Source organism: Saccharothrix carnea (genome assembly GCF_003014735.1).
Classification (GTDB): Bacteria; Actinomycetota; Actinomycetes; order Mycobacteriales; family Pseudonocardiaceae; genus Actinosynnema; species Actinosynnema carneum.
The window spans coordinates 777588-802628 of record NZ_PYAX01000003.1 but is presented as its reverse complement, the minus strand read 5'-3'; the positions used below and the strand labels follow the sequence as shown (position 1 = coordinate 802628).

At 66.4% G+C, this 25041-nt stretch carries 23 protein-coding genes; 11 read left to right on the top strand and 12 right to left on the bottom strand.

Going from position 1 to position 25041, the window contains the following annotated elements; genetic code table 11:
- Nucleotides 1-151 precede the first annotated feature (151 nt).
- A complete protein-coding gene (locus tag B0I31_RS12020; RefSeq protein WP_106615363.1) occupies nt 152-1210 on the bottom strand; it encodes a PqqD family protein in 1059 nt (352 codons plus the stop codon).
- Between the two features lie 535 nt (nt 1211-1745).
- Between B0I31_RS12020 and B0I31_RS40555 the strand changes: the two genes are divergently transcribed.
- On the top strand, nt 1746-2912 hold the full coding sequence (locus tag B0I31_RS40555) for an immunoglobulin domain-containing protein (protein ID WP_181320116.1): 1167 nt from the start codon (nt 1746-1748) through the stop codon (nt 2910-2912).
- On the opposite strand, the gene B0I31_RS12010 is transcribed toward B0I31_RS40555, so the two are convergent.
- Genes B0I31_RS12010 through B0I31_RS12000 form a run of 3 tightly spaced genes read right to left on the bottom strand, consistent with a single transcriptional unit; the run spans nt 2828 to nt 5830 of the window.
- Nucleotides 2828-4447, bottom strand: coding sequence for a site-specific integrase (locus B0I31_RS12010; RefSeq protein ID WP_146173822.1), 1620 nt, complete (start codon nt 4445-4447; stop codon nt 2828-2830). The two genes, B0I31_RS40555 and B0I31_RS12010, sit on opposite strands and share 85 nt — an antisense overlap.
- Nucleotides 4448-4453: 6 nt before the next feature.
- Nucleotides 4454-4780 carry a helix-turn-helix domain-containing protein gene (locus tag B0I31_RS12005; RefSeq protein WP_106615361.1) on the bottom strand — a complete coding sequence of 109 codons (327 nt, stop codon included), beginning with the start codon at nt 4778-4780 and terminating at the stop codon, nt 4454-4456.
- A complete protein-coding gene (locus tag B0I31_RS12000; RefSeq protein WP_245949821.1) occupies nt 4781-5830 on the bottom strand; it encodes a tyrosine-type recombinase/integrase in 1050 nt (349 codons plus the stop codon).
- A 279-nt stretch (nt 5831-6109) separates the two neighbouring features.
- Here B0I31_RS12000 and B0I31_RS11995 point away from each other — a divergent pair, with 279 nt between their 5' ends.
- Nucleotides 6110-7318 (top strand): TRM11 family SAM-dependent methyltransferase, encoded by a 1209-nt coding sequence (locus tag B0I31_RS11995; protein WP_181320115.1) that lies wholly within the window; start codon nt 6110-6112, stop codon nt 7316-7318.
- On the opposite strand, the gene B0I31_RS40550 is transcribed toward B0I31_RS11995, so the two are convergent.
- Both B0I31_RS40550 and B0I31_RS11985 read right to left on the bottom strand, forming a co-directional pair.
- Nucleotides 7227-8222: a site-specific integrase gene (locus B0I31_RS40550; RefSeq protein WP_181320114.1), complete on the bottom strand. Its 996-nt coding sequence runs from the start codon at nt 8220-8222 to the stop codon at nt 7227-7229. The genes B0I31_RS11995 and B0I31_RS40550 overlap by 92 nt on opposite strands.
- A 684-nt stretch (nt 8223-8906) precedes the next feature.
- Nucleotides 8907-9257, bottom strand: a complete 351-nt coding sequence (locus B0I31_RS11985) for a helix-turn-helix domain-containing protein (protein WP_245949820.1) — start codon at nt 9255-9257, stop codon at nt 8907-8909.
- 110 nt (nt 9258-9367) lie between these two features.
- Here B0I31_RS11985 and B0I31_RS42555 point away from each other — a divergent pair, with 110 nt between their 5' ends.
- The gene (locus tag B0I31_RS42555; protein ID WP_281262290.1) at nt 9368-9493 is read left to right on the top strand and encodes a hypothetical protein; all 126 of its coding nucleotides are present in this window, start codon (nt 9368-9370) and stop codon (nt 9491-9493) included.
- 12 nt (nt 9494-9505) lie between these two features.
- Nucleotides 9506-10393: a tyrosine-type recombinase/integrase gene (locus B0I31_RS41675; protein ID WP_342751476.1), complete on the top strand. Its 888-nt coding sequence runs from the start codon at nt 9506-9508 to the stop codon at nt 10391-10393.
- 558 nt (nt 10394-10951) lie between these two features.
- Here B0I31_RS41675 and B0I31_RS11975 read toward each other — a convergent pair.
- From B0I31_RS11975 to B0I31_RS11965, 3 genes are read right to left on the bottom strand one after another with little or no spacing between them, the layout of a single operon-like run.
- Nucleotides 10952-13207, bottom strand: a complete 2256-nt coding sequence (locus B0I31_RS11975; protein ID WP_106615459.1) for an ADP-ribosylglycohydrolase family protein — start codon at nt 13205-13207, stop codon at nt 10952-10954.
- Complete coding sequence (locus B0I31_RS11970; protein ID WP_106615359.1) at nt 13204-13935, bottom strand: DarT ssDNA thymidine ADP-ribosyltransferase family protein; 732 nt, start codon at nt 13933-13935, stop codon at nt 13204-13206. The genes B0I31_RS11975 and B0I31_RS11970 overlap by 4 nt, the downstream gene beginning before the upstream one ends.
- The gene (locus B0I31_RS11965) at nt 13932-15320 is read right to left on the bottom strand and encodes a 3'-5' exonuclease (RefSeq protein WP_181320113.1); all 1389 of its coding nucleotides are present in this window, start codon (nt 15318-15320) and stop codon (nt 13932-13934) included. Before B0I31_RS11965 ends, B0I31_RS11970 begins: the two co-directional genes overlap by 4 nt.
- A gap of 492 nt (nt 15321-15812) precedes the next feature.
- On the opposite strand from B0I31_RS11965, the gene B0I31_RS11955 reads away from it, so the two are divergent.
- The 4 genes from B0I31_RS11955 (at nt 15813) to B0I31_RS11940 (ending at nt 20046) form a co-directional block, all read left to right on the top strand.
- On the top strand, nt 15813-16238 hold the full coding sequence (locus tag B0I31_RS11955) for a transposase (RefSeq protein WP_181320112.1): 426 nt from the start codon (nt 15813-15815) through the stop codon (nt 16236-16238).
- A gap of 315 nt (nt 16239-16553) precedes the next feature.
- The gene (locus B0I31_RS11950; protein ID WP_106615355.1) at nt 16554-16994 is read left to right on the top strand and encodes a hypothetical protein; all 441 of its coding nucleotides are present in this window, start codon (nt 16554-16556) and stop codon (nt 16992-16994) included.
- A gap of 932 nt (nt 16995-17926) precedes the next feature.
- The gene (locus B0I31_RS11945; protein ID WP_106615354.1) at nt 17927-19366 is read left to right on the top strand and encodes a 3'-5' exonuclease; all 1440 of its coding nucleotides are present in this window, start codon (nt 17927-17929) and stop codon (nt 19364-19366) included.
- A complete protein-coding gene (locus tag B0I31_RS11940; RefSeq protein WP_181320111.1) occupies nt 19363-20046 on the top strand; it encodes a DarT ssDNA thymidine ADP-ribosyltransferase family protein in 684 nt (227 codons plus the stop codon). Before B0I31_RS11945 ends, B0I31_RS11940 begins: the two co-directional genes overlap by 4 nt.
- Nucleotides 20047-20263: 217 nt before the next feature.
- Here the strand turns inward: B0I31_RS11940 and B0I31_RS41670 are convergent, their stop codons facing one another.
- Entirely contained in the window at nt 20264-20764 is a 501-nt protein-coding gene (locus B0I31_RS41670) for a helix-turn-helix domain-containing protein (RefSeq protein WP_425444359.1), read from the bottom strand.
- A 126-nt stretch (nt 20765-20890) separates the two neighbouring features.
- The gene (locus B0I31_RS40545; protein ID WP_181320110.1) at nt 20891-21034 is read right to left on the bottom strand and encodes a hypothetical protein; all 144 of its coding nucleotides are present in this window, start codon (nt 21032-21034) and stop codon (nt 20891-20893) included.
- A gap of 623 nt (nt 21035-21657) precedes the next feature.
- Between B0I31_RS40545 and B0I31_RS40540 the strand changes: the two genes are divergently transcribed.
- The 3 genes from B0I31_RS40540 to B0I31_RS11920 all read left to right on the top strand — a co-directional run bounded on the left by B0I31_RS40540 (nt 21658) and on the right by B0I31_RS11920 (nt 23572).
- Nucleotides 21658-21846, top strand: coding sequence for a type VII secretion target (locus B0I31_RS40540; RefSeq protein WP_181320109.1), 189 nt, complete (start codon nt 21658-21660; stop codon nt 21844-21846).
- 113 nt (nt 21847-21959) lie between these two features.
- Nucleotides 21960-23237, top strand: coding sequence for a WXG100-like domain-containing protein (locus tag B0I31_RS11925; RefSeq protein ID WP_106615351.1), 1278 nt, complete (start codon nt 21960-21962; stop codon nt 23235-23237).
- A 71-nt stretch (nt 23238-23308) separates the two neighbouring features.
- Entirely contained in the window at nt 23309-23572 is a 264-nt protein-coding gene (locus tag B0I31_RS11920) for a hypothetical protein (RefSeq protein WP_146173821.1), read from the top strand.
- 222 nt (nt 23573-23794) lie between these two features.
- On the opposite strand, the gene B0I31_RS11915 is transcribed toward B0I31_RS11920, so the two are convergent.
- Nucleotides 23795-24961, bottom strand: a complete 1167-nt coding sequence (locus B0I31_RS11915; RefSeq protein ID WP_106615349.1) for a serine hydrolase domain-containing protein — start codon at nt 24959-24961, stop codon at nt 23795-23797.
- Between the last annotated feature and the right edge of the window lie 80 nt (nt 24962-25041).

The following is a 25041-nucleotide window of genomic DNA, read 5'->3' as shown; positions in this document are numbered from 1 at the left end:
GAGGTGTTGCCGTCGTCGGCTGCCCGCCGAGGGCCCGCGCACGTCGGTGCGTGGGCCCGCGAGGCCACCTCGCGGCGGCGGAGGACAACCCCGCGGTGAGGCCGGTTGTCACCGGGCCGGCAGTGGTTGTGAGGACGAACTGGGGTACGAGTCAGGCGCATCGCGACACTCCCGGAGTCGTGCCCGACGGCCGCTGTGCCGAGTGCTGTGTGGACTCGCGCGGCGGCGCGGGCGAAGAGGTGGTGTGCGCGGGGGTGGCTGGTTTCCTCCCGCACCCCTGAACTCCGGAAAATCGGCCCTGCGGGGACACGCGATCGCCGACGTTCTTCGGCGTGCTCGTCGCCAGATCAGTGACAGTGCGTGATGGCGAGGCGTGGCTGGTCGAGTGCTGGGCGGCGGCGCTGATGGTCACTGTGTCGGCGACCTGGGTTGCCACGTCGCCCTCGCGCGCACTGGCGTGCGGGGTGTCGGTGGTGTCGTCGAGCAGGTAGGCGACCAAGCGGTGCTCGGCGCGTTGGCGCGCCTTCTTCGCTGCTTGGTAAGAGAGGTTGCGTTCGGTCGCGGCGTCAGCCAGCGGCACACCTTCCAGCCGAGTCGAGCCGATGAGTTCGGCCTCGACGGAGGTGATCGCGCGCTCGGCGACAGCGCGGGCGAGGACGAAGTCAGGGTGGCCCCACGGGGGCGGCGGCATCGTCGAGCGGAACCCGTGCCCCGAGGGCACCGGCGCGTCCAGTGCCTCGCGCACGGCGGTGTGGCCGGCACGGTAGGCGGCCCATCGCAGACGCAACATGACGCGCGGGCGGCGCAGGTCGATCTCGCCGAGTTCGGCGACGAACCCGGCGAGCACCGCGGCATGGATGTCGCTCGGGTCACCGGCGAAGCGCGCCGACAAGGTGGCGGCGATGGAGGTCAGCGCGGGCAGCGCGACACCGACCGCGCCGACGGTCCAGGCACCGCCCTCGGTACGGGCGAGCAGGACCAGATGTGCCCACGCCGCGTCCCGCAGCGTCTGTGGGCAGCGGCGGTACAGCAGCCGGTCGCGCAGCTCGTTCAGCGGCACCCGCCGCGCCGGAAGACCGGGGAACAACCGGCCGTCCACCGACACCGGATGCGGTCCGGCGACCAACCACTCGAATGCCGACCGCGCCGCGTCCAGCGGCATGGAGTCGCGCTCGAAACCGGAGCGCGGAATAGCCTCGCGTGAACTCATGGAATGGCTCCCTAAAGCAAGTCGAAATCAACGACTTGCCCAGGACGCCACGGCGGGTAGTACCAACCGATAACCAAACTGGTACCGAACTAGTACCGCAGAGGTGCCGACGATCACCACGCCCGCTCCACAAGCGTCACAAGATCAACTTTGCCGCTCGTCGTGGATCACAGGCAACACGCATAGATGATCAAATCAACTGCTCGGTATTACCCATCTAGCTGGCAATATGGGCTTCCGGTACTAGTTCGGTACCAGTTTGGTAGTAGCAGTGAGCGAGCTGATACGTGCTGCGATCGGCCGGAGTGCCCGCAATCTCCGACGGCCTCGGAAAAAGTGCTCGGTGCACTCTTTCCGGACCCGTCGCCTCCCTCCGTGCGGGTACGCGCGCGAGCCTTTCCCGGCTATTCGCGGCCGTAGAAAGCGGTTGCAAAGTTGACTGGGGCGTGTCCCCAAAGGGGCTGCATTTCGGAGTTCAGGGGTGCCATCAGCGCCTCGCACCGACAGGCGCCCCCAGCCTGGCGAAGGGACACCCGTGACCCAGCCCGACAACTCCGCCCGCCGCTCACCCGGACGGCGCACGGACTCCACCCACCCGGCTCCGGCCCGCCCCGGCGGGCGCCGAGGCGGCGACCGCCGACCCTGGCCGACCGCTCCGACCACCACCCGCGTCAGCCCCGGCAAGCCCGCGAAGGCCACCGCCGGCACCGGCCGCTCGCGCTCACGCGGGTCGGCCTCGACCCCGACTCCGGCGACCGTCTGGACCGCCGGTCCCGTACCGATCGACCTCGACGCCACCTGGCCCGCGGCCCTCGTCGAGCGGATCGTCACCTCGTTCAGCAAGCCCGCCGAACGGGTCGTGCTGCTGGACTGGCCGACCCCCGACCGCACCCGCCCGACGCTCGGCGTGGTCGGTGCCGATGGCGTCATCGACCACGCCCCCGACACCGAGTCGAACCCCGAACTGGCCGACGCCATCGCCGCTGTCGAACGCCTCCACCGCGTCGCGCGTGTGGAGCGCGTCCCGGTCGATCCGACGTCGACCGGCCCGGCCTCCCGCCCGTTCTGGGCCGACCTCGTCGGCGGGGCGGGACCGGCTCCCGCGACCCTCCCCACGGCACCGGAGGTCACCGTCGAGGTGCCCTTCCCGGACGCGGTGACCGAACGCGCGGACAGCGCCGACTTGATCGTCACCAGCCTGCCGACGCACCGCTTCGGCGACCACGGTCACGGCAACACCGCCGACCTCATCGCGCTCTACGCGGCCCGGCGGCTACGGGTCGGCGGCATCCTCGTCGTGCTCACGCACTGTGACTGGACGTCAGGCGAGCTGACCGACCCGACGGGCGCGGTAGTGACCGCAGGACAGAACGCCGACCTGCTCTACCTCCAGCACATCGTCGCCCTGCACACGCCCGTCCGCGACGGCCGTTTCCACCTCGCCGACGCCCACTCCGACGGCGTCCACGGTGAGCGCTCCATCGACGACGGCGACGCGCGTGCGCGTCACCGCGCCTCGGTGCGCGGACTGCCCGCGCCGCATCGGCGCATCCACTCCGACGTCCTCGTCTTCGCCCAGCCGCAGAGTCCCGTGGGTTCACGCGAAGTGATGCGTTTTCAGGACGGACCCACGGGTAGATTGATCCGATCTGTGGGTGTCGACCGGTCGGTTGGTGGGGAAGAGACCGGGGCGTCTTCGTGAGGTCGTCGCAGGAGTTGGCGGGCGGAGTCGGCGTAGCGGATCGCGGTCTTGGCGTCGAGGTCGAACACCTCGGCGAGGTGCAGTGGGTCGGCGCCGTTGGAGAGTGCTTCCTCGAGTTGCCGGTCGATGCGCAGCCGCTCCAGCGTGGCGGGCAGTCCCTGCAGTGTCCGGTTCGCCCAGACGTGGCTGACCGATTGTGTGCCGATCGCGGTCATCGCGTTGACCATCAGGTGCGGGTTGGCGGTGTTGGGCCAGCTGGTGCGGCGGTGCTCGAGCCAGGCCAGCAGTGTGCGATGGCTCAGCTCGCTCAAGGTCTGGGTCCGGCCGGCGATGGTGATGCGCCGGTTGCCCAGGTCGACGTCGGCCAGGTGCAGAGCACGGATCGCGCCAGGCCGGGCGGCGTGCACGGCGGCGAGGACGACGAAGAGCCGTGCTTGCGGCGTGGTCGCGGCGCGGACGGTGCCGGTGATTTCTCCGGTGGTCAGGGGTTGCAGGACGGTGTGCTCGACGCCGCCGACGCGAAGACTTCTGGTGGGGTTGGCGAACACGACGCCGTGGCGTTTGGCCCAGGAGAACAGCGACCGCAACGCCACGAGCGTGATCTGCCGTCGGACGCCGCGCAGGGGGTTGACGACGGCGACGATCGCGTCGCGGGTGATCTCGCGCAGGTGGTCGTGACGGGAGGACCAGTCCAGCAGTGCCGGTCGCAGCAGGACGATGTAGCCGCGCAGGGTGTGGTGGCTGCGGGCGCGGGTGCGCGGTCCGCCGGTGTGCATCAGCTGCACCCAGCGGCGGGTCTCGTCGCGGATCCCGGGGGCCAGGTCGGCGAGTTTCTCCTCGACCCAGCGCGCGAAGGCCGGTTGGCGGTCGTCGAGCAGGATCCCCATGGTCTGCAGGACCTCGGTGGTACGGGCGAGGCTGCAGCCACGTCCGGTCAGGACCGGGTGGTAGGTCGAGTAGCGGATCAGCTCGCCCTCGTCGTAGCGGGTGAGCAGCATGGTGAGGTTGCGGGTCAGGGTCTGGGTGAGCTGGGCGCCGTAACCGCGTGTCTCGGCCATGGTCGTGGCGATGTGCAGGGCCCGGAGAAGCCACGGGTCGGCCGGGGGTCGGCGGTCGCGCCGGTCGACCATGCCGTAGCGGTAGGCCCGGGGCAGGTCGGCGAACAGCAGCAGCTGCACCTCCTGCCGCGCGGCCAGGGCCGTCGCGTCCGGGGTCGCGTCCGGGTCGACACCTCGCGGTCCGGGGGTGCGTTGCAGCGGCATGCCGGTGAAGCACAGCTGGTGGCATCGAACCTGTCGCACGTGCGGCAGCAGCATGGTGTTGGGACCGGTCGGCCTGTCCAGCCGGGCCTGCGCCCAGCACGGCCGGCAATGGCCTTTCAACAGCGCCAGCCGTCGGTGGCACGCTCCGCAGGCGCCGACGTCGCGGTGGCGGGCGGTGAACTCCGCGCACGGCCGGCACATGTCACCGGCGCGGGGGAGCACGCCCCATCCCAGGCAGACGCTGCAGCCGGCCGCGCGGCGGTGCTCACGCATCGTCGGTCACGCCGGAGGCAGCGAACGGCCGTCGCGTCGTCGCGGCACGACCGGCATCGCACCGGACACCGCCGCGGCCGGTGCGCTGTGCGTGTCACCGTCGGGGTGGGCGACCTTGTCGGGTTCGGGCAGCAACAGCTCACCGACCTGACAGCCCAGGACCGCGCAGATGACGTCGAGGTCGTCGAGCTTGACCGAGGCCGGCTGGCCCGACCACAGGCCCGACATCTTCCCGGCCGAGATCACCAGGCCGCGTTCGGCGAGGCTGCGTTGCAGCTCCGATGCCTTCCAGATGCCACGGTTCGCCGCGGCCAGGCGCAGGTTCCACCGCACTCAGATCAGCCCTCCCAGCCGTTGCGCGGCCCGCAGCTGACCGGTGGCCCAGGCGTCCTCGATCCGGGTCCGGTGGACGTGCACGTAGCGCATCGTCGTGGCGATCCAGGAATGGCCGAGCAGTTCCTGGATCGCGACGAGGTCCATGCCGTGGTGGTAGAGCTGCGAGGCGCAGTAGTGCCGCAGCACGTGCGGGGTGAGCTTGCCGGGCCAGCCCGGCAGGTGCTCCCGCGCCGCGGCGGCGAGCCCACGCCGCAGCGCGTCATCGCCGATCCGCGGGCTCGAGCCGTCGCCGTCGGCTCGTTCGGAGGGGAACAGCGGTGCCCCGGGGCGGGTGTGGTCGTCGTCGAAGTGGCCCCACACGTCCTCGATGTACCAGCGCAGGGTCCGGTCGGCGCCGTTGATCAGCGGCACCATCCGCTCCTTCGGGCCGCAACCACGCGAGCCCTTGCCGTGCCGGACGTGGATCTTCCCGAACCGTCCCAGGTGCCACTTGACGTCGGTCAGGTCCAGCCCGCACACCTCGTTGACGCGCAGCCCGACCTCGGCCATCAGCCGCGCGGCGGCGTAGTTGCGGGCGGTCGGCGCGAACTTGCGGCAGGTCGCCAACCCTGCCGACCAGCCGGCGAACAACGTCGCGGTCTCACCCGCTGTCGGCGGGATCCGCAGCTTCGCCTGCTTGGCGCCGCGCGGCCGGTTCATCTCGTCCAGCGGGCACGCCACGACCCGGCCGGTCATCGCGTGGATCTCCGCCTGGTGCCGCAACTCCAGATACGAAAAGTAGGTCGTGATCGCCTGCGCCCGCGCCAGCCGAGTGCCGCTGGGAACTCCACGCAGCAGCCGCCCGAAGTAGGCGTCGCAGTCCGCCGACTCCATGTCCCACAACGGCTTGCCCAGCCATTCCCGCACCTGGTCCAGGTGTCCGACGTCGCCACGGATGGTGCTGTCGGCCAATCCCGCCGACGAGCGGGCAAGCACGAACCCGGCCAGCACGTCGGTCTCGAAGTCGACGAGCTCCTCCGGACTCGTCGGTGACCGTACCTCGCGCATGTCGCGTACCGCTGCCAGCGCCAACCCGCCGCCCTCGCCTTCATGACCGCAGCAACAACCTCGACCACATGGAGATCGGCTCATGAATTCCGAAGTTGAGTCATCACGCCTCAAGATCGCCCGAACGGGAACACACGCCCATGTCCAGGCGATCACATCGCCCAGGCACGTCCACACCGGGCGCGAGAACTCGCGGGTTGTCGCACACGACCACCAGCCGACGCCCCTGGCGTCGCCGAGTGCGTCCACGTACGCGGTCTCGCAGCGCGAAGACCTCCGATGAACACCGCGCCCGACTCCGCGCCGAACGACGACTTCGCCCACCCCGGACCGCTCCGCCAGGAAGGCACGCCCGTGACGCACGACACCACCCACCAGCCCGCCGCCGAGTCCTCCGCCACGACCGCCGCAGCGGTCGACGACGAGCCGACCCAGCGCATCCCGAACGCGCTCATCGTCGCGCTCGACACCATGCCCACCGCTGTGGACAACTCTGTGGACAGCGGTGAGCAGAACGGCAGTGCGGAGCCGCCCGCGGTGTCGGTGTGGACGACCGCGCAGTCCTCGCCCGCCGCCCAGCGCAAGAACAAGTACACGCCCGAGTCGACCGCGCATCCGGCCAAGATGCTGCCCGAGGTCGTCCGCCACGCCGTCGCCCACTACACGAAGCCGGGTGAGCTGGTGCTCGACCCGATGTGCGGTATCGGCACCACGCTCGTCGAGGCCGTCCGGCTCGGCCGCCGCGCCGTCGGTGTGGAGTACGAACCCCACTGGGTCGAGGTTGCGAACGCAAATCTCGACGTCGCGCGGGAGCAGGGCGTCGGCGGTGAGAAGGGGATCGACGCGCGGGTGTTCCACGGCGACGCCCGCCAGCTCGTGACGCTGCTGCCGCCGGAGTACGTCGGGCAGGCGGCGCTGGTGGTGACTTCCCCGCCCTACGGTCCCTCGACCCACGGGCAGGTATCGGTCGCACCGGGCGCGGGGGTGCAGAAGTATCACCACCTCTACGGCAACACCCTCGACCGCGGCAACCTCGCCAACATCGGCCACCACCGACTGCTGGCCGGGTTCACGCGCATCCTCGCCGCGCTGCGCACCTTCCTCAAGCCCGGCGGGCACATCACGATCACCATCCGGCCGTGGCGCGAGCACGCCGAGCTGATCGACCTGCCCTCGCAGATCCTCGCCTGCGGACGCGCGGCCGGCCTGATCCCGGTCGAGCGCAACGTCGCGCTGCTCGCCCGCGCCGCCGAGACCGACCTCGTGGCCCGCGGGTCATTCTTCCAGCGCGACTTCATCCGCAAGCAGCGGGAGGCCGGACTGCCGCTGCACCTGATCGCCCACGAGGACGTCCTCGTCTTCCGCACCGTCCTGAATCGCCAGGGTTCCGTTGCACTCAGGCGTTCGCATCGGGAACTCTGGTCCCGGCAGCGCCAAGTGTCTCATGTGGAGGCTGGGGTTGCCGCCGAAGACGGAGCCGTGGCGTGAGAGGTACGAGGAGTTGACGCGCGTTGGTGGCGTAGCGGACTGCTGTGGTCTCGGCGATGCCGAAGACGGCGGCCAGGTGCAGTGGGTCGAAGCCGACGGCGAGTGCTTCCTCAAGTTGCCGATCGATCCGCATGCGTTCGACCGTGGCCGGCAGTCCGCGCAGGTTCACTACGAACGTATGGCTGACCGGATCGTGGCCCAGCGCGGTTTCCCTGCTGAGCAGCAGGTGTGAGTTGGCCGTGTTCGGCCAGCGGTGTGCCTGGTAGGCCAGCCACTCGTGCAGCACGTGGTGGGTGAGGTCATCCAGGGGTCGTTCGTGGCCGGCGATTCTCAGGTGCCGACCGGCGAGGTCGACGTCGTCGAGTTGCAGTGCACGGATCTGGCCGGGGCGAGCGGCGTGTATCGCCGCCAGTGCGACGAACACTCGCGCGTGTGGAGTGGTCGCGGCCGCGACGGCAGCAGCGATCTCGGTTGGAACCAGTGGTTGCCAGACTGGGTAGTCCCGTTTACCCAGTCGGATGCCGGTCGCCGGGTTGCGGAAGATGACGCTGTTGCGGCGTGCCCACTTGAACAGCGACCGCAGCGCGGTGACGGTGCCGCGGCGTGCCTCACCGCGCAACCCGCTGATGCGGGCAAGCACGTCGTCATGGGTGACCTCGCGCAGGTGGTCGTAGCGGGTCGACCAGTCCACCAAGGCCGGACGCACCCGTCGCAGGTAGGTGGCAGCGGTGGTCGGGGTTCGGGGCCGGCTGCGCGGGCCACCGTCGTGCAGAGTCCGCGCCCATCGGCCGGTCCCACGAGCGATCGCGGGGGCGAGGCTGGTCAGCTTGGCGTCCAGCCACGCGTCGAAGGTCGTGGGCCGGTTGTCGACGACGAGTTCCATCGTGCACAGAATCTCCAGCACGTGGTCGGCGTTGGGCTGTAGCCGGACGCGACCACGAGCACGTCCGAGGCACGGACATGCTCGCCAACGGTGTGGTGGGCCAGCAGCCGGACCAGAGTGCGTTGCATGCCGCGCCGCACGCTGGGTGCCCAGCCGCGGACCTCGGCGAGCCGGTGGGCCAGGTGCAGCGCCCAGGCCAGCCACGGGTTGTCCGGGGGCGGGTTGGCTACGCAAGTCGACCCGGACCACGCGATAGTCGCGGCCAGGCAGGTCGTCGAACAGCAGCAACTGCATGCCGATCACGCTGGGTCGGGCTGCGATCGGTGGGGCCGACTTGGGAGGGCGGCCTTTCAATCCGTGTCGGCGCGGCGTGGTGCGCGGGCGGACGCGGCGCTGGGTCATGCCGACCAGGAACAGTTGGTGCCACCGCACCTGCGGCAGATACGGTGCCAGCACGACCCGCGACCGCGCGTCTTCAGCGAGCACCGCGCGGTCCTCGCGGGCCTGGCACCAGCACAACCGGCAGTAGCCGTCCTTCAACGGCGCCCGCCTGCCGCATGCACCGCAATCACCGACGTGGTGTCCGAACCGCGGCGCGGAGAAGTTGTGTAGCAAGCCAGACACACCCCTTGGGCGTAGGTCAGACCCCACGCCAGGCACTCCGCACAGCTGGTCACTGTCCGGGCGACCTTCGGCCCGGTGCCGTCACGCGCCACCATCACTCATGCCACCGTCGTTCAGGCCGGTGGCAGGGAACGACCGTCCCGGCGACGCGGCACAACTCGCATCGGCCGCGCCGCCGAACCCGTAGCGGCCTCTGGCTGCTCGTCGCGCACCGGCTGGGGGACCTTGGTCGGGTTCGGGGATCAGAAGCTCGTCGATCGGGCAACCGAGCACCACACAGATGACATCGGGATCGTCCAGCTTGAGCGAGACCGGCTGCCCGGACCACAGGTGGGACATCTTCCCGGCCGAAATCACCAGACCGCGTTCGGCCAGCAGGCGTTGCAGCTCCGAGGCCTTCCAGATGCCCCGGTTCGCCGAGGCCAGGCGCATGTGCCACCGCATTCAGACCAGCCCCTCCCGCCGGCCCGCCGCCTAGGGCGGCGGCGCTGCGGACGTACTTCACATTCCTGGAGCTGCGGCAGGCGGTCGAGTTGCACGCGATGACCGGTCGGGTCGTGGCGTGCCCGATCGACGAGATGAACCGGCCGAAGGGGGGCAAGGACGCCCGGCTGCGGATTCCGCCGCAGCCCGAGGAGGTGGACCGGCTGTTCCGAGGTTGGGGCTGAGGAGTTGTTGGCGTGCCGGAAGTTCGCACCGACGGCACGCAACTACGCCGCGACCCGGTTGATGGCCGAGGTCGGGTTGCGGGCCAACGAGGTACGCAACCTCGACCTGGCCGACGTCAAGTGGGAGTTGGGCCGGTTCGGCAAATCCATGTGCGCTACGGGAAGGGTGCAAAGGGTTCCGGACCACGGGAGCGCATGGTCCCGCTGATCAACGGCGCGGATCGCACGCTGCGCTGGTACGTCGAGGACGTGTGGGGCCAGTTCGAGGACGACCACACCCGGCAGGGCGCGCCGTTGTTCCCCTCGGAGCGCCGCAGCGGCGGTGCGGGACGTCGGTTGGGCAAGAGCAGCCTGCGCGGCGCGCTGAGTGAGGCGACGCGGGCGCATCTGCCGGGCTGGGCGGGCGGGCTGACTCCGCACGTCTTGCGGCACTTTTGTGCGTCGCAGCTGTATCTGAGCGGAATGGGCTTGGTCGCGATCCGAGAGACTCTCGGGCACGCGTGGGTGGCCACCACGATGCGGTACGTCCACGTCCATCGTGATCATGTCGAGCAGGCGTGGCTGGCTGGTCAGGCCCTGGGCGTGCCGTGTCCTGCTCGCCGCTCGCCGCAGCACCCGCCCGAAGTAGGTGTCGGCATCGGCCGGCTCCATCTCCCACAACGGCCGGCCGAACCATTCGCGTACCTGCTGGAGGTTGGAGATCTCGCCGCGGACCGTGTCGTCCGACACGCCCGCCGACGCACGCGCCAGCACAGCCTGGTTTCGAAATCCGCTAGCTCACCTCCGCGCTCGCGGGCTGCCGCACGCCACCCACATCCCGCACGACTGACAGCGCCAACTCGCACCCCCCGTCTTCACGCCAACCGAGATCACCTCAACAAGACGGAGATCGGTTCATGAATCCTGAAACCCAATCAACACGAGCCAAGATCACCCAAACGAGCGTCAATAGCGTGGCCCAGGCCATGGAGGACACACCGCAGGTAAGGCACGGCTGGTCGAACTCAGGTGATGTCGGACTGCACAAGACCGCAGGCGGGTCGTCAGCGAGCGTGACCGACCTCGGGCAGTTCCGTTCGACGCGGTCCGCCGACCACCTCGGTTAGGGCCGGCACACGGAGGCCTGGCGGCATGATCCGGCACCGTTCACCCCGCTCGCCTCGTGCGTGGGCGGCACGTTCGCTCGCTCTCGCCCCGGCCCCGGTGATGACGTCGGGGCCGGGGCGAGAGCGCCAAGTGCAACGGCATGGTCCGCCAGCACGCCACCCACGCGGTGTCACTGCTGCTGGACGACCTCGCCGAACTTCTCCACACCGACTACCGACGCCGGCCGGCAAAGAGGTGCTTGCCGCATGAACGCACGACATCCGGCGGTGCCCGATCGCTGGCCGCCCGTCACACAGGATCATCACCGGCTGCCTGTGGCTGGACTGCTCGGCTACATCGCACTCCTCGGCATTAGCCCAGCAGTCCGAACTCTGCCAAGATCTCAGGCTTTCTGCGGAGAATCATCTCAAGATCATTCGAGGACCACACGCCGATACTCATTGGATGCTTGTCCTGGTTGTACTTCTCAACCCATCTAACGGCAGTGCGCGACAATGATCCAGTAGTGGCAATGACCAGGCGACCGATTGATCCACGGTCGAAATGGTGGAGCTTGACGTTGACGAGATCTTCAATCTCGGCCAAGCTGACCATCTGATTAGGTGAGTGTTTCGCCTGAAAAATCACCAGTTGTCCAGAATCGGCAGGGTTTTCGTTGGTGCGAACATAAGCGAGCCCGTCGATGCCAGTGTCGAACTCGTCCCCAGAGGTAGTGTCACCTGCTCGTTCATAGGCTTCCGACTGTTCCAGCAACCGCACTAGGAGGCGTTCAAAGTCGTTTGCATCAATTCGATCCCAGTGCACCTCCTGTGATCGTGTTACCGTCACAATCATCTGATTGACAAGCACTCGACGACCGTCAGGATCTGTCAGCTCGATGATCTCATCACGACGATTGTGCGGAACCTCCAGGCCCATGCGTCGTAGGGATTCTTTAAGATTATCGACCGCGACGCGGACCGTTACTCCCGAGGTCTCGATGAGTTCGTTCGATTCTACCTGGTGAAGCAGGAGTCCTGAACTTACTTCGGCAAACCTTCCGCGCGCTCGAATGTCGCAGCCGATGAGTCGAGCGTAGAAACCTGCGGTTCGAGCAAGCTGCCCAGTGGCGAGGACCACCCCAGTGCCCACGCGAATAGGCGCGATCTCATCCAGTGATTCCGAGGTCGCGGAATTCTCGGATCCCCGACTTCCTTGTCGGGCCTGCTTTCTTTCACGATTGCTTGAAGGTTCAGCACCTCGGTGATCCGTGTCAGTCCCAGCTCGACGGTGGCTAGACTCATTCGGATCGACTCGGACGTCGACAAATACGGTTTGACCGTCGTCGAGGGTGAGTTGAGCACGCCGAATCCCACTGCCGGAAAGCTCTTCTACATCTCGAACGATGAATTGACGACCATCGGGAAACTCCCCTCCGGGAGCGTGCGGATCGAGCAGGCTTTTCAGTAGTGAATAACGCAACACTCGAGGCGGGCGAGTCGGCCACTTCAGAGGGAGATCCGTCCGTGCAGCAACGCTCTCAGCAAGGCCGCCGACATAGTGTGCATCCTGCACAGCGTGCCGCAGATCTCCAAGCCATTGCTCCCCGTGCAGCGCGCCAAGTATCGCCGCCGTAAGGGAAGCCAATGTATCCGTGTCGCCTTTGCGAAGAAAAGCCGCCGACACCAGGCCACCTTGTGGACGTGCAGCAAATCGACTAGCGAGGTAGACTGCTGCGACAGCCGATATTGTGCCGGATCCGTTGACCTTTGGGTCAGTGCAACCGAGTTGTTCGAGCGTTGAATTTGGATTACTCATCGCGCCACGGCTCAAGGAGTGGGCGATGTTGTCAAGAAGCTGCTCTGCCTCATTGTTCGTATCCATCCATGTGCTTGCAAAGCGATCAAGCTGCTGAGCGGTACCCCAGCCGGAAGGCAGCATTGGAAGCACTTGTTCTACGTCGATCAAGCCTGCAGTAGCAGCGCCAACGCTGTCGCCGAACCCATGTAGTTCAACTGAAGACGCTGCATGGCGGAGGACAAAGGCATAGACCAACGCGCCGACCAAGGCTCGAGGGTGCCCGTGGGTCGTAATACCGTCTCTCACTACCCGTCGGACTAGATCTTCAGGTCCGTCGGCCCACAACACGTGGGGGGCAATACGCATTGCGACACCGTTGGCACCGGCATTCCTGTAGCGCTCCTCCGCACTACGCGTACGAGCGGAATCGCTATGCCATGGGGGACGGTCTTCGGACCAAGACGCGGCGGCCCTCAGAACCGCGCCTCCGCCGCCACGCTGGTATAGGGGCCAGCTTGGAAGTTCGACCTCGGTGAGACGTTCCCACCACCGGTCGCCTGCAAGGCAGCACCTTGCGGTGGCAAGTAGCAGCTGGGTGTCATCGCTGTACTCTCCCGCGCGGACTGGATCCCGGTAACGGCGTGAGTAGTGACCAGCGTTGCGGACCCAACCGCGAAATTCAGATCGAGGGGTAGCCCGATCGCGCTCCTTCTGACCTCCGACGAGTCCGCCTCTGAACTCCTGAGGCCAGCCCAAGGCGTCGCCGACCGCTGCGCCAAGGAAAATGCCTCGCGCGGTGCGCGTCAACGTTTCAGCAGTCGGGGTCATGAGGATTCAGCCTGATGCGAAGGAGACAACCACACGGCTTCTTCGAGGCCGTGCCCGAATCGAACGGCGTTAGCGATCGCGATCTTGTCGAACATGCCCGGTGAGATGATCCACTGCACATGGTCGGGTAGCAGCACGCCAAATCGGTCCAACCGTCCGTACTCCTCCTCGGCCGCTGCAGCAGTGGGGAACACGATCCCATGGATGGTCGATAGCGGCACTGGGGCTGTCACCAGCACCTCGGCTTGCACATCCGTTGGACTGCGGGGATCATGCCGCGGACCACGGGTCCGCGTCTGTCCGCCCTGACCGAGTACCGACGGCGCGAAGCAGGCTTGCAGACCTGCCGCTCCTGGCGCAGGGCGCTTTCCGGCGGCTGCGGCGTTCCGTGGCGAGAATAGCGTTCCTCCGGTCGCAACGACATCCTTGTCCAGCAAGAGGCAGACCCAATCGGGATAATTGATCACGTCAGACTTCCGACGGGCGATGTCGAAGTAATAACCGTTGGGGTACTGGATGCTGCAGCACACTTTATCTGGGTAGCCATCCAGGCGCTGCAGGTCGGTGGCTCGGTAGCAAGCCCGGACATCATCCCTCAGGGCCTTGACGCTCCGGAGCTCCCCGTCAGCGACTATGCTCGGCAGGTTGAGCGACGGGGTGAAGTGGGTGAGTCGCGTGAACGGCAGCGCCCTGAGTGCTTCAGCAACTTCGAAGTTGATTTCGGTCATGTCGTCACCTGGTAGAGGCCAGAGTCCGCAGCGGGGAGCAGCGGCGTCAACTGCCCGGTGTGAGTGATGATGAGCTCATCGCAAGCCCGCGTGACACCCACGTAAAGCAGGCGACTCTCGCGGCTTGCGGCCTCGTCGTAGCCGAACGCGGCGACAGTGTCACTGTCCGGGCACCGGTTCGCGCCGCAGAAGGGGAGGAATACCACGTCGAACTCGAGTCCTTTGGCGGAGTGGTACGTGCCTGCATAGACGCCAGAGCTGATCTCCCACTTCTGCATGTTGTCGTGCAGCATGCGGACGCCGGCGATTCCAGCCACGGCTTGGCGCGCTTCCGCCCTGGTCCTCGCGAGTACACCGACTCGTGCGAACTTGCCGAAGTCGGCGGCGTTGGTGGCGACGCCCGCCGCTTCGGCCGTTGGTGACGAGTAACGGACGAGGGTGGGTTTCGCTCCGGCCGCCCGCTGTGGAGCGCGGGGTTCGACCAAGTCGGCCGAGTCCTTGAAGTGGGGCATGTCCGCCATCGCGATCGCGAGCCGAGCGATCTCAGGGCTGTTGCGGTAGTTGTCGAGGAACAGCTCAGCCTTCGTGACGGTCAACCCGCACGAGCGCCAGGACACCCGTTGTCCGTAGATCTGCTGCGCGTAGTCGGCGAACAGCGTCAAGCTGCCATCTTCTGGGATGGCTTCAGCCAGTGAGCGGATGGCCTCCGGTGACAGGTCCTGGGCCTCGTCGACCACGATGTGCTTGTACCGGCGGGTTTCGGCATCTACGGCAAGCGCAGCGCGCACGACCATCGGAAGGCCTGCCCAGTCGTAGGGGCGGCCTCCTGCGCGACGTGCTTTCAGGTAGTTCGTGCGGATGTCCCAGACAGTGTGTCGCTGACCTTGCTGGAGCGGCGCCATTCTGCCGGCCCGCTTCACGTCGAGATAGTCTTGCACAGTGGCAAGACCGTGTCCGTCAATCCATTCGAGCTCATCGAGGAAAAAATCGGTAGCGTGCTCCAGGAACGGGTTCGTCCCGTGAGTCATCGCTGTTGTCTTGACGGCCTGTTCGACAAAGTGTCGACGTAGGTCCGGAGTGGCAATCTGATTGTAGCCCATCAAACCTTTAGCGGCCAGGTAACCGCGGGAAAACTTGCCATACGTTTCAATGGTGACACCAGGCAACCGGTTGGCCAGATGGCGCAAGTATGTAACCAGTGAATTGTTGTACGTCAGCAACAACGTTGGCCCGTGGTTCCGCGTGCGGGTGTCCGCGAGGTGCGCAGCGCGGTGGATCGCCATAACGGTCTTGCCCGTGCCAGCGGTACCGAGGATTACTTGATGTCCGCGACCAGGCAGATAGACGACGTCACGCTGGTGCCCCTTGGGCGCAGGCAGGTTCACGTTGGCTCCCTGTAGATCACCGGCGGCTGGGAGAACCACTGACGTGGCACCGCCGAGAGGGCTCCTAGCCTACATGACGCATCACATGGAGGCGGCCCACGAGTCGAAGCGGACTGGTTGCGCGTGTGACGTGTATACGGGACCAGTGAAGGGGCGGTACCGACGCTCGCGGCCACGGCCACCGTGGAATCGACCAGCTCGTCCAGCGCGAGCGTCGCCGGCGCTGCGCGGCGATGGCCAGCCCGCCGTAGTCCACGAACTCCTCGCACAGGTCGGCGATGTTCTCCCGGACTGTGAGGCGGCCGGCCGCGTGCCGCCTCGCCTCCGCATGCGTGATGGTGCACGCGCGCTCGACGCAACCAGGCACTCCGAACGTCGTCTCGGTTCCGGCAGCAATCGTCATTGGCGCGACGGACTTGACCCTGGATGTTGGACACCAAACACACTTGGATCCTGACGATCCGGGTGGACAGGAGGCCCGTTCAGAAGGTGATGAAGCACTACCCGCCGGAGTTCCGGGCCGAGGCGGTCGCGCTCTACCGGTCCCGGCCGGGCGCGACGATCAAGTCGGTGGCCGAGGATCTCGGTGTCAACCACGAGACGCCGCGCAACTGGATCAGGCTCGACGACGCGCAGCGCACCGGACCGCAGGTCACCACCTCCGCGACCGGTGCGGCCCCGCCCTCGCCGGAGGACGAGAACGCCGGGACGTTGACCACGGGTTTGGTCGTCCTTGTGGGTGTTCGGGGGTTGCCGAAGTGCAGGCGGTGGCGGATCGGCGTGATCGCCGGGAGGCTCGTGACGAGTTGTTGGGCCCGTTGCGGCCGCCGTTGCCGGAGTCCCCGGTACCGGTCGAGTCCAAGGCGGTGGAACGGGGTGGTTCGGTGCTTGAGGCTGGCGCGGTGGTGGGGTGGTTGACCGCGCCGTTCACGTCTACCCCGTTGTGGGGGCGCAGTGCTGTGCGTGATCGTCTGCTGGCCTGGTGCGTCGCCGCAGATCCGCATGGTGATGTGGTGCGGGTGGTGATGGGTCCGGCAGGGGTCGGCAAGAGCCGCCTGTCGCTGGCCGTGGGCGAGGCGCTGCCGCAGGGGTGGGTGGCGGGTCGTCTGCTCGATGATGCGGCTGGTGTGGTGGAGCGGATCGCCGCGGCGGGGGATCCCACGCTGGTGATCGTCGACGACGCCGGCCGACCGCACTCGGACCTCGGTCCTGGAAACCCTGATAGCCGGTGCCGTGCGGCATCCGGACCTGATCTGTGTGCTGCTGCTGGCGCGCATCGACGCGGCGTTGCGACTCTTCTCGGACGAGGTGCGGCCCAGGCTGGCCTGGGTGGAGGTTCTGTCCGCAGTAGGCGAGGCCGCGGACCGGCAGCGGTGGTATGCCGAGGCGGTGCGGGCCGACGCGCACGGGCGTGTGCCGGCCCCGGATCTGCCCGATCGGCCGGTCGGCGCCGACGGGGATACCCCGTTGGTGTTGCACGCGTGTGCGCTGTTGGCGGTGTTAGGCCGCAGCGGGATCCGCACCTGGACACTGGCCGACCTGGTCACCGAGTTGGTGACCCTGGAGCAACGCTCCTGGCAAGTCGAGCTGTCGCGATTGCCGGCCGGGTGTGACGTCGAGGTGCTGGCCGAGGTTGTCGCGGTGTTGCTGCTGCCGGGAGCGAGTGTGGGGTAGGCGGCGGAGTTGTCGCGCCGGGTACCACAGTTCTCCCACGACACCGCACGGGAGTCGCGGGTCGCGGTGGCCCGCTGGGCGCACCGCCGCTACCCGCCAGGCCCCGACCACCGTCTGGACCTGCGACCGCACCTGATCGACGATCAGTATGAACTGATGACTCCACCCGGTCTGGTGTGGTGATGAATGCTGGCGTCCGTCCCCGGAATGGCGTACCGGTGATTCCAGAATCAACGTGCGGTCGAGCGGTTCTCGTCGAGATATTCGGGCGCAGCTCACGATCGTGTCTATCCGCGGTAACCCCGGACACCGCTGAGAACGACCCGGATGTCTGCGTCGGTGAGATGTCATCGAACAATGCCCGATACCTGCCGTCTCGATCGCGGACCATGAACCGTGTGGAACTGTCCGCGTCGTCGAGGTCCATGACGAGATTCATGATGGCTTGGTGACCCAGAGGCGGCTGGGTTCGCAGCGGCGCCGAGTACTCCGATTCGGCGGCTGGTTGTTCGATGACTGCGAGCACGTATAGGCGCGCGTCGGTCAGGGGTGGGTCTCGAAGAAACCGCAGGCCCGTAGCCCTTTCGGCCTCGGAGCGGAGAAACGTCGACCAAGTGGTGCAGGACCGCTCGGCTGCCGGATCGATGCCGACGCCTTTTAGGGCGTTAGACGCAACAGCGCGAACGCGATGACCACGTCCACGTAGTCCAGTCGGAGTAGCACGGCCGATCATCATGCGCGTCAGTCGGCGACGCCTTGGATCACGAGCGCTCCTCGAACTTGCGAGTCCTTGCCTTCTCGCGCTTCTCACCTGCACGGATCACGTTATCGGCAAGCATGAGGGTCGGTAGTCGCCATCCGACCCGCGCCGTGTAGCCACCTTGCTGCCGGAAACTGCGGACATCACGAGGTAACTGTGCCATGATCGAACGGTGCGGACAGTGCTTCCGGATCCCGTTGGGCAGCAACGTGATGTCGTCTACATGCGAGAAAAGGGCCACTGCATCGCCTTGGGAACGGCGGGCAGCGGAAAAACAGTGATGGCCGTACACCGCGCACGGCACTTGTCCAAAATGCCTAAAAGTGGTGGTAAGACGTTGTTGGTGACCTTCAACGGAGCCCTAGTAACCTATCTCCGGGAATTGGTCGGACCTGATGATGACGTCAAGGTCGAGCAGTACCACAAGTTTGCCATCGACTACATCCGAACGCTCTCGCCGGACCCTCTCCTGATCTGTCCAAGGGATCGGAGGGTGGAACTCATCGAGCGCGCGGTGAACGAAGTACGTTCCCGTGCCCGTTCGCGCCGAGCCGTCCTCGACCGGCCAGTCGGATTCTTCTTGGACGAGCTCGACTGGCTGGCCGGGCATGGGATCACAAACTTCGCGGAGTACGTGAACGGCCACGTCCAGCGAGTCGGCCGCAACTACGGTCTTGCCCCCTCTGACCGGACGATCGTGAACCAGATACGCATCCGCTACCGACAGTTGCTCGCCGAGAATCGTTATGAGCACGACCTGAGCGACTTGGCAGGCGTTCTGCGGCGGAAGCTAACAGAAAGCCACAAGGAACCGCAGTACCGGCACGTGGTGATTGACGAAGGTCAGGACTTCTCCCCAGAGATGATCAGGTCGTTGACTGAGATCGTCCCGAAGGACGGCACGGTCACCTTCTTCGGTGATTACGCCCAGCAGATCTACGGCAGCCGTGTGTCCTGGAAGTCGCTCGGCCTGCTAGTCGAGCCGAAGGATCTGGTGAGATTCGACCGGAATTACCGTAACACGAAGCAGATCGCGCGTTTGGCCGAAGCTGTGGCGGATACGCCGTTCTTCAAGGATGACGTCGAACTCGTCTCCCCGTTGCCCCCACAACGTGATGGTGACGCACCGCTGCTCGTCGAGGCGTTCTCCAAGTCGATGCAGATCGCCGAAGCCGTTCACATGGCCGAGAATCTCCTCGTGGACCGCAAAGTATCCAGGAGGAAGATCCACCAGGTCGCCATCCTGTTGAGAAACGATGACTGGGACGATGAGATCGAGATCATCTCCGATAGGAACAATCGGGTCACCCGACTACACAAGGGTATGAAGGTCTGGGCCTATGGTCCGGGTATCTTCTATGGTCCGTACGCGGAAGCCCGCGGGCTCGAGTTCGACGCTGTCGTACTCCCATTCTGCGACGCGGATGAACTTCCGTCCAAAAGCAGCATCGAAGTCTTCGGCGCGACCGAGGCCATGATGAAACAGGCCCGCGAGTTGTACATAGCGGTGACACGCGCCAAGACGGAACTGGTGATCCTTTACTCGGGATCGCTGACCAGTCTCCTGCCCGGCGAAGAGTCGGACATCTACGACAGGTCCACCACACGGTGAACGCGATCACGGCGGAAGCCCGGAGGCGAGGGATCACCCGCCTCTGCCACTTCACCCGGTCCAGCGCTCTTCCTCACGTAGTCGAGGCCGGGGCGATAAGATCCGTCGGTGACCTGACGCGGTCGGCCGACTTCTACAGACCGACCGACACCAAACGATTGGACAACCACCTCGACCACGTCTCTTGCAGCATCGAATATCCCAACGTGTGGTACCTCAAGGTCGTCCAGGATAGGGATGCCGTTTTTACTGATTGGATAGTCTTCCTTATGGACATCACCTTGCTGGACGAACCGGAGGCAAAGTTCTCGCCGCACAACGCTGCCAGCCGCACGGTGCCAATCACGGGTGGTCGCGAAGGCTTCGACATGCTCTTCGCAAACAATGTGAACCAGTACCGCAGGCGCACAGGCCATCCGGACTGGTGGCCCACCAGCGATCAGGCAGAAGTCCTTGTCCGCAGCCCGATCCCAATATCGAAGGTGCAGGGCATCGTCGTGCGGGATGAGGATCAAGCCGAACGCGAGACCTACCGGATGAGGGGACTTCTGCCGAACGCGGCCATTCCTCAACTTATTGTCGCACCGGAGTTCTTTACTCCGAAGGCCCTGTCGGTCGCCGTTCGTTCCGGACGACGACCTGTAGAGTCCCGATATGGATCAGCGCCGGTCCGGCACTGATTACGGGCTTTGAGCAGGCCGAGGAGCTCGCGGTGCCGTTGCGGCGCCGGATCCGGTAGAGGATCTTCCCAGTGGCCAGGTCCAGCGCGGCGAGCATGTGCATCACGCCGTGCCAGCGGTTGTAGGTGGCCCGTAATCGGCGTGGCGACGTGACGGGCCGCCAGGCTTTCCCTCTGCTCGGCACCAGGTTCAGGGGGGCCAAACTCGTCCAGGGAGATCACACGTCCGTCGTCGGGCGAGTGGTCGTAGAAGTCGAGGATGCAGTGCATATTCGCAAGGAAGTCCGGGTCGGTGGAGGCCTTCCAGGTGGTGGTGCTCTGCCAGGAGACGCCGGCGTCGCGCAGGATGCGGCGCAGCGTCTCCCGGCTGACCGCGGCGAAGGTGCCGCGGTCGAGCAGGTGTTCGCGCAGCTTCGCGAGCGACCAGGTGGAGAATGCGGTGATGCCCAGTCGGCGGGCGCAGTGCGGGCGATCAGGCAGATCCGTTCACCGATCGTCCGACTCCGTCCGCCGCTCCATTTGGGGTCCAGCGCCGCGAACCGGCGCTCGTTGAAGGCGTGGATCACATCCCGCACGTAGTCCTCGCTGACCTGCATCAACGAGGTGATGTCCCGGACCGCTTGGCCCTGGCAGGACATCAGGACTACGATCGCCCGGCGCAGCCGCACCGGATCCTTCGCGGTCCTGGTGATCCGCTGAAGTTTCCGGCCCTCCTCCATCGACAACGGCCTGACGAACACACTCGGACGACGAGCCACAACCACCTCCCGCACTCGACATGCGGGACCAGCCTCGCCGATCAACCCAACCGATCGTTTACCGGGTCAACCCTCCGAGACGCACCACTAGCCGGTCGCGTGGAACGACAACCGGTTCGGCACGTCTAAGGTCCACATGCTGATGCCCAGCTCGGCGAAGACTAGCGGCTCATCGACCGGGTGGACGGCGCCGTGGGTGCGGATCACGTTCCGCACCGCCTGTGAAAACATGTGTCGAGCTCCACGCCTGCCGCCGCTATTCACACGCCGGTGGGTGGAGCAAAACTGGAGCAGCCGGTGGAGTCGAATGACGCGCTACGGCTTCGAACGGCAGTGAACTGCGCCGGCTGACGTGCGGGTTCTCTGTTTGCGCTGGTCAAAGAAATGGCCGGACCATGCTGGCAGAGGGAGGCTCAGCTTGTTGGCTGCACTTCGCCGCAGTTGTCCAGCATCGGTGAATGTTGGGTGCAGTTCATTGATGTGGTTGGACTGGGTGTCTCGGGTGTGATTGCGGCGCGCGGATGGTCTGGCTGGGCCGGGCCGGCGGGCGTCCTGAACCGGCACTCTGGTCTGATCGAGGCCTGGATCCGGACGTGCCACCTGTCGAAGCAGGAAACGCCAAGATCTTCAAGGGAATCCACGGCGCGCTTAGCTGTCTGTGCGACTGATGGGTACCTCCAACATGTATCGGTAATACCCGTTATAGCGTGGAACCGTCCCTGGAGAGCTATCCGGGCATGTGTGACACGTCGGTTCGACTGATTGGGTTACGTGTTCTCGATCCGACGGTCGTCCGTGGGTCGGTGGCGTACAAAGGCTGCTGGTCGTACCGCCGACGGGACGGGGAGGCTCGGGTGGTGTTCGAGGTGGTGCCTGGTGAGGTTCGGGAGCACGCCGGGCAGGTTCGGGGGCAGGGGGGCGTGTTGGCGCAGGCGTTGGACGCGGCGCGTCAGGTGTCGATGTCCGCGGATGCGTATGGGGTGCTGTGCCGGCCGTTCACCCTGATGCTCGACCCGCTGGAGAAGTGGGGCGTGGAGGCGTAGTCCCAGGCGGCGGAGGCACTGGACTCGATGGCGGAGTCGTTGAAGGCGACCGCCGAGGTCCACGAGCAGGTCGAGTCCGACAACGTCGACCGGTTCGACCGGTTGGGGCAGGGGTGAACAACCCGTTTGTCGCGAAACCGGAGGACGACACCACCGCGATCACCGGGATCGGCCTTTTGTCGGCCGGGCAGGCCGCGCTCGATGGGATCAATAACGGGGATTGGGTCGAGGCGGGCCTGGGAGTCGTCGGCGCCGGGCTTGAAGCGCTCGGTGTCTACATGGACCCGGTGGGCACGCTGGCGTCCTATGGGGTCGGGTGGTTGATCGAGCACGTTCAGCCGTTGCAGGACATGCTGAACGATCTGGCCGGGACACCGCCGGTCATCTGCGCCTACGCGCAGACCTGGCAGAACATCAGCGAAGGCGTCGAGCGGGTGGCCGGTGACCTGGAGACCACATCGCATGATCGCACTGCCGGGTGGCGTGGTGCCGCGGGTGATGCGTATCGGGCGCGTGCCGGAGAAGTGGTCGATGCGCTGCGTGGTGCGTCGAGGGTATGCAGCGGTGTGGGCGCCGTGGTCACGATCATGGGCGAGGTCGTGGCGGCGGTGCGGGAGTTCGTGCGGGACCTGGTCGCGGATGCGGTCGGCAGGCTTGTGGTCTGGGGACTGGAACTTCTCGTCACGGGTGGTGCCGCGGCGCCGGTGGTGGCGACGCAGGCCACCAGTCTGGTTGTCAAGTACGCCGCCAAGATCGCGGACGTGGTGCGCAAGCTGCTCAAGACCATTTCCAACGTGGCGAAACGGCTCGACGGGCTCGCCGAGGTACTGCGCATGGCCTGGCGCAAGCTCAAGGAGTTGGTCGACAAGCTCCGTCGGAAGGACCTGGATCCGCAGCACAAGGATCCGCGCGAGGTCGACCGGCAGCGTCGGGAGCAGGAGAAGCAGGAACTCATCGCCGAAGCTCAGGACAACGGCGTGAAGATCTCTCCGGACAAGGTCGTCGAAATCGGCAGGGACCCCAACGGGAAGATCGTCTTCCTGGAGGAGGGAGGGGTCAATCCGCGTACCAACAAGGAGTCCGGCCTTGCGCACGTGATGAAGCACAAGGACGAGTTCACAGCCGCCGGGATCCCCGAGGACAAGATCGCCGAGGTGGTGCACCGAGCTGCCACCGAAGGCAAGTACACGGGCTACTACCAGGGCAAGCCGCCCGGACGGCCGATCTTCGAGGTCCAGTACGGTGGCCAGACGCACTACATCACGGTGTCGGTGGGCGACAACGGCTTCATCGTCGGCGCCAACATCCGCAGTGCGACCACACCCTTCAAGGACGCGCGACGTGACCCGCGCGCGGAGGCGGATCCGACCTACCGGGGATGGGGAGAATGAGCCGACTGATCTCGGTCCGAGTGGCGCCGGAGTGGGAGTGCTTCCCCTTCTGGGTCCGTACCGCGGACGAGGTGATCGCCGACAACTGCTCTGCCGAGCGGCTCGTGGCCGAGTTCGGTGCACCTGCGGACTTGGCGAAGGCGATCGACGCGTGGGACGACGAGTTCCAGGCCGTGTACAACCGCAGCGATCCGGAGCGCTCGGGCTTCCCCGACGAGGAGACCACGGCGGCCTGGCACGAGCGGGGTGAGCGGTTGGCCGAGCGGTTGGCCGTGGCGTTTCCGGTGCGGGTCGAGTTTCACACCGCGCGTGGGGACCGCGTGTTCGGCGGTTGAGGCCTGCACCTGTTGCCGCCGTTCACACCGCGGTGTGTGGAGCAAATTTGGAGCATCCGGAGGAGTCGAACGACGTGCGACGGCTTCGAGCGGCGGTGAACTGCGTCAGCTGACGTGGGGGTTCTCTGTTTGCGCCGCTCTGCCTGACTCGCGAAGTCCCACAGGTCGGTGCGGTGGTATGTCCACCGCACCCACCTGTGAGCGGATTGAGCCCGGCGGTTCCTACTTCGTGGCGCACAGTGCCTTGTCGAAGAGGGCGATGACCTCGTACTGGCGGACTTCGTCGTTCGTCCCGGCGACGGTGACCGCCCGGCCGTCGGGGGTGATGGCGGCGCGGGTCTGGAAGCCGTCGGCGTCGCCGCCGTGGCCGTACGCGGTGATCCCGCAGCTGAGCTTCATCTCGATGACGCCCAGACCGTAGCGCCAACCCTCGAAGAGGCCGGGCGCGTCCACGGTCTGACGCATCTCCGCCAGCCGACCGGGCTTGAGCAGCCGACCGCCCTGCAAGGCGACCAGGAACTTGTTCAAGTCACTCGGGGCGGCGATCATCTGCCCCGCGGCACCGGCGATCGACGGGTCGAACCGCGTGATGTCGATCAGATCACCGGCAGTCGGCTCGCCCCTGTCGTCCTTGGGGAACAGGTAACCCTGGGGGTGCGGGGCACGGATGTCGCGGTCGCCCGGACCCGGGTAGTACGTCTTCTTCAGCCCGATCCGGTCGATGATCCTGTCCGTGACCACCTCGGCGAAGGGCCGTCCCGCCGCTTTTTGCGCCACCAGACCCAGCAGCATGTAGCCGGTGTTGCTGTAGGCCCACACCCTGTCCTGTCCTGGGGCGAACGTCGGTGCTTGCGTCAGCGCCGCGTCCAGCATCTCCCGGGTCTCGAAGTACCGGTCCCTGACCGGCAGGATCCCGTTGCCCATGAAGGGGACTCCGGTGGGCATCCCGCTGGTGTGGTTCAGCAGTTGCCTGATCGTGATCGTCCGACCGTCGATCGCCGCACCGTCGCCGGTTCCCCGCACCACGCCCGGAAGGAACTTCTCCACCGTGTCGTCCAGCGCGAGCTTGCCCTCATCGGCCAACTGCAGGGTCGCCACAGCGGTGAACATCTTCGTGATGCTGGCGATCCGGACGTAACCGTCCGTCGGCACCTTCGACTTCGTCCGGACATCACCCACCCCGGCGGTGTAGTTCGTCACCCGCCCGTTCCGGTCTCGCACCGACATCAGCATCCCGGGCAGCCTCCCGTCGGCGACCAGCGCCTCCAGGCCCGCCTGCAGCGCCTTGTCGTGACCCGACCTCGACCTGTCACCTGATGCGCCCGCCGACGCCACCTCCGTCAGCGCGAGTCCGGCGACCGCCACCGCCGCCATCGCCGCGGCGACCATGCGGCGCCGGCGCGCAGGGCCTGGGCGGGTTCGGGTCGGACGACTGAGATCCTTCGACAAGGGACACTCCCCAATTGAGC

Bases quoted from the DNA above. Each gene is read 5' to 3' on its own strand.
- B0I31_RS12000 (WP_245949821.1), bottom strand. From the start codon at position 5,830: ATGCGCGAGGTACGGTCACCGACGAGTCCGGAGGAGCTCGTCGACTTC.
- B0I31_RS11975 (WP_106615459.1), bottom strand. From the start codon at position 13,207: ATGACCCCGACTGCTGAAACGTTGACGCGCACCGCGCGAGGCATTTTC.
- B0I31_RS40545 (WP_181320110.1), bottom strand. From the start codon at position 21,034: ATGTTTTCACAGGCGGTGCGGAACGTGATCCGCACCCACGGCGCCGTC.
- B0I31_RS41670 (WP_425444359.1), bottom strand. From the start codon at position 20,764: ATGGAGGAGGGCCGGAAACTTCAGCGGATCACCAGGACCGCGAAGGAT.
- B0I31_RS42555 (WP_281262290.1), top strand. From the start codon at position 9,368: ATGACCGGTCGGGTCGTGGCGTGCCCGATCGACGAGATGAACCGGCCG.
- B0I31_RS11995 (WP_181320115.1), top strand. From the start codon at position 6,110: ATGAACACCGCGCCCGACTCCGCGCCGAACGACGACTTCGCCCACCCC.
- B0I31_RS12020 (WP_106615363.1), bottom strand. From the start codon at position 1,210: ATGAGTTCACGCGAGGCTATTCCGCGCTCCGGTTTCGAGCGCGACTCC.
- B0I31_RS11955 (WP_181320112.1), top strand. From the start codon at position 15,813: ATGAAGCACTACCCGCCGGAGTTCCGGGCCGAGGCGGTCGCGCTCTAC.
- B0I31_RS12010 (WP_146173822.1), bottom strand. From the start codon at position 4,447: ATGCGTGAGCACCGCCGCGCGGCCGGCTGCAGCGTCTGCCTGGGATGG.
- B0I31_RS11915 (WP_106615349.1), bottom strand. From the start codon at position 24,961: ATGGTCGCCGCGGCGATGGCGGCGGTGGCGGTCGCCGGACTCGCGCTG.
- B0I31_RS11985 (WP_245949820.1), bottom strand. From the start codon at position 9,257: ATGCGCCTGGCCTCGGCGAACCGGGGCATCTGGAAGGCCTCGGAGCTG.
- B0I31_RS11970 (WP_106615359.1), bottom strand. From the start codon at position 13,935: ATGACCGAAATCAACTTCGAAGTTGCTGAAGCACTCAGGGCGCTGCCG.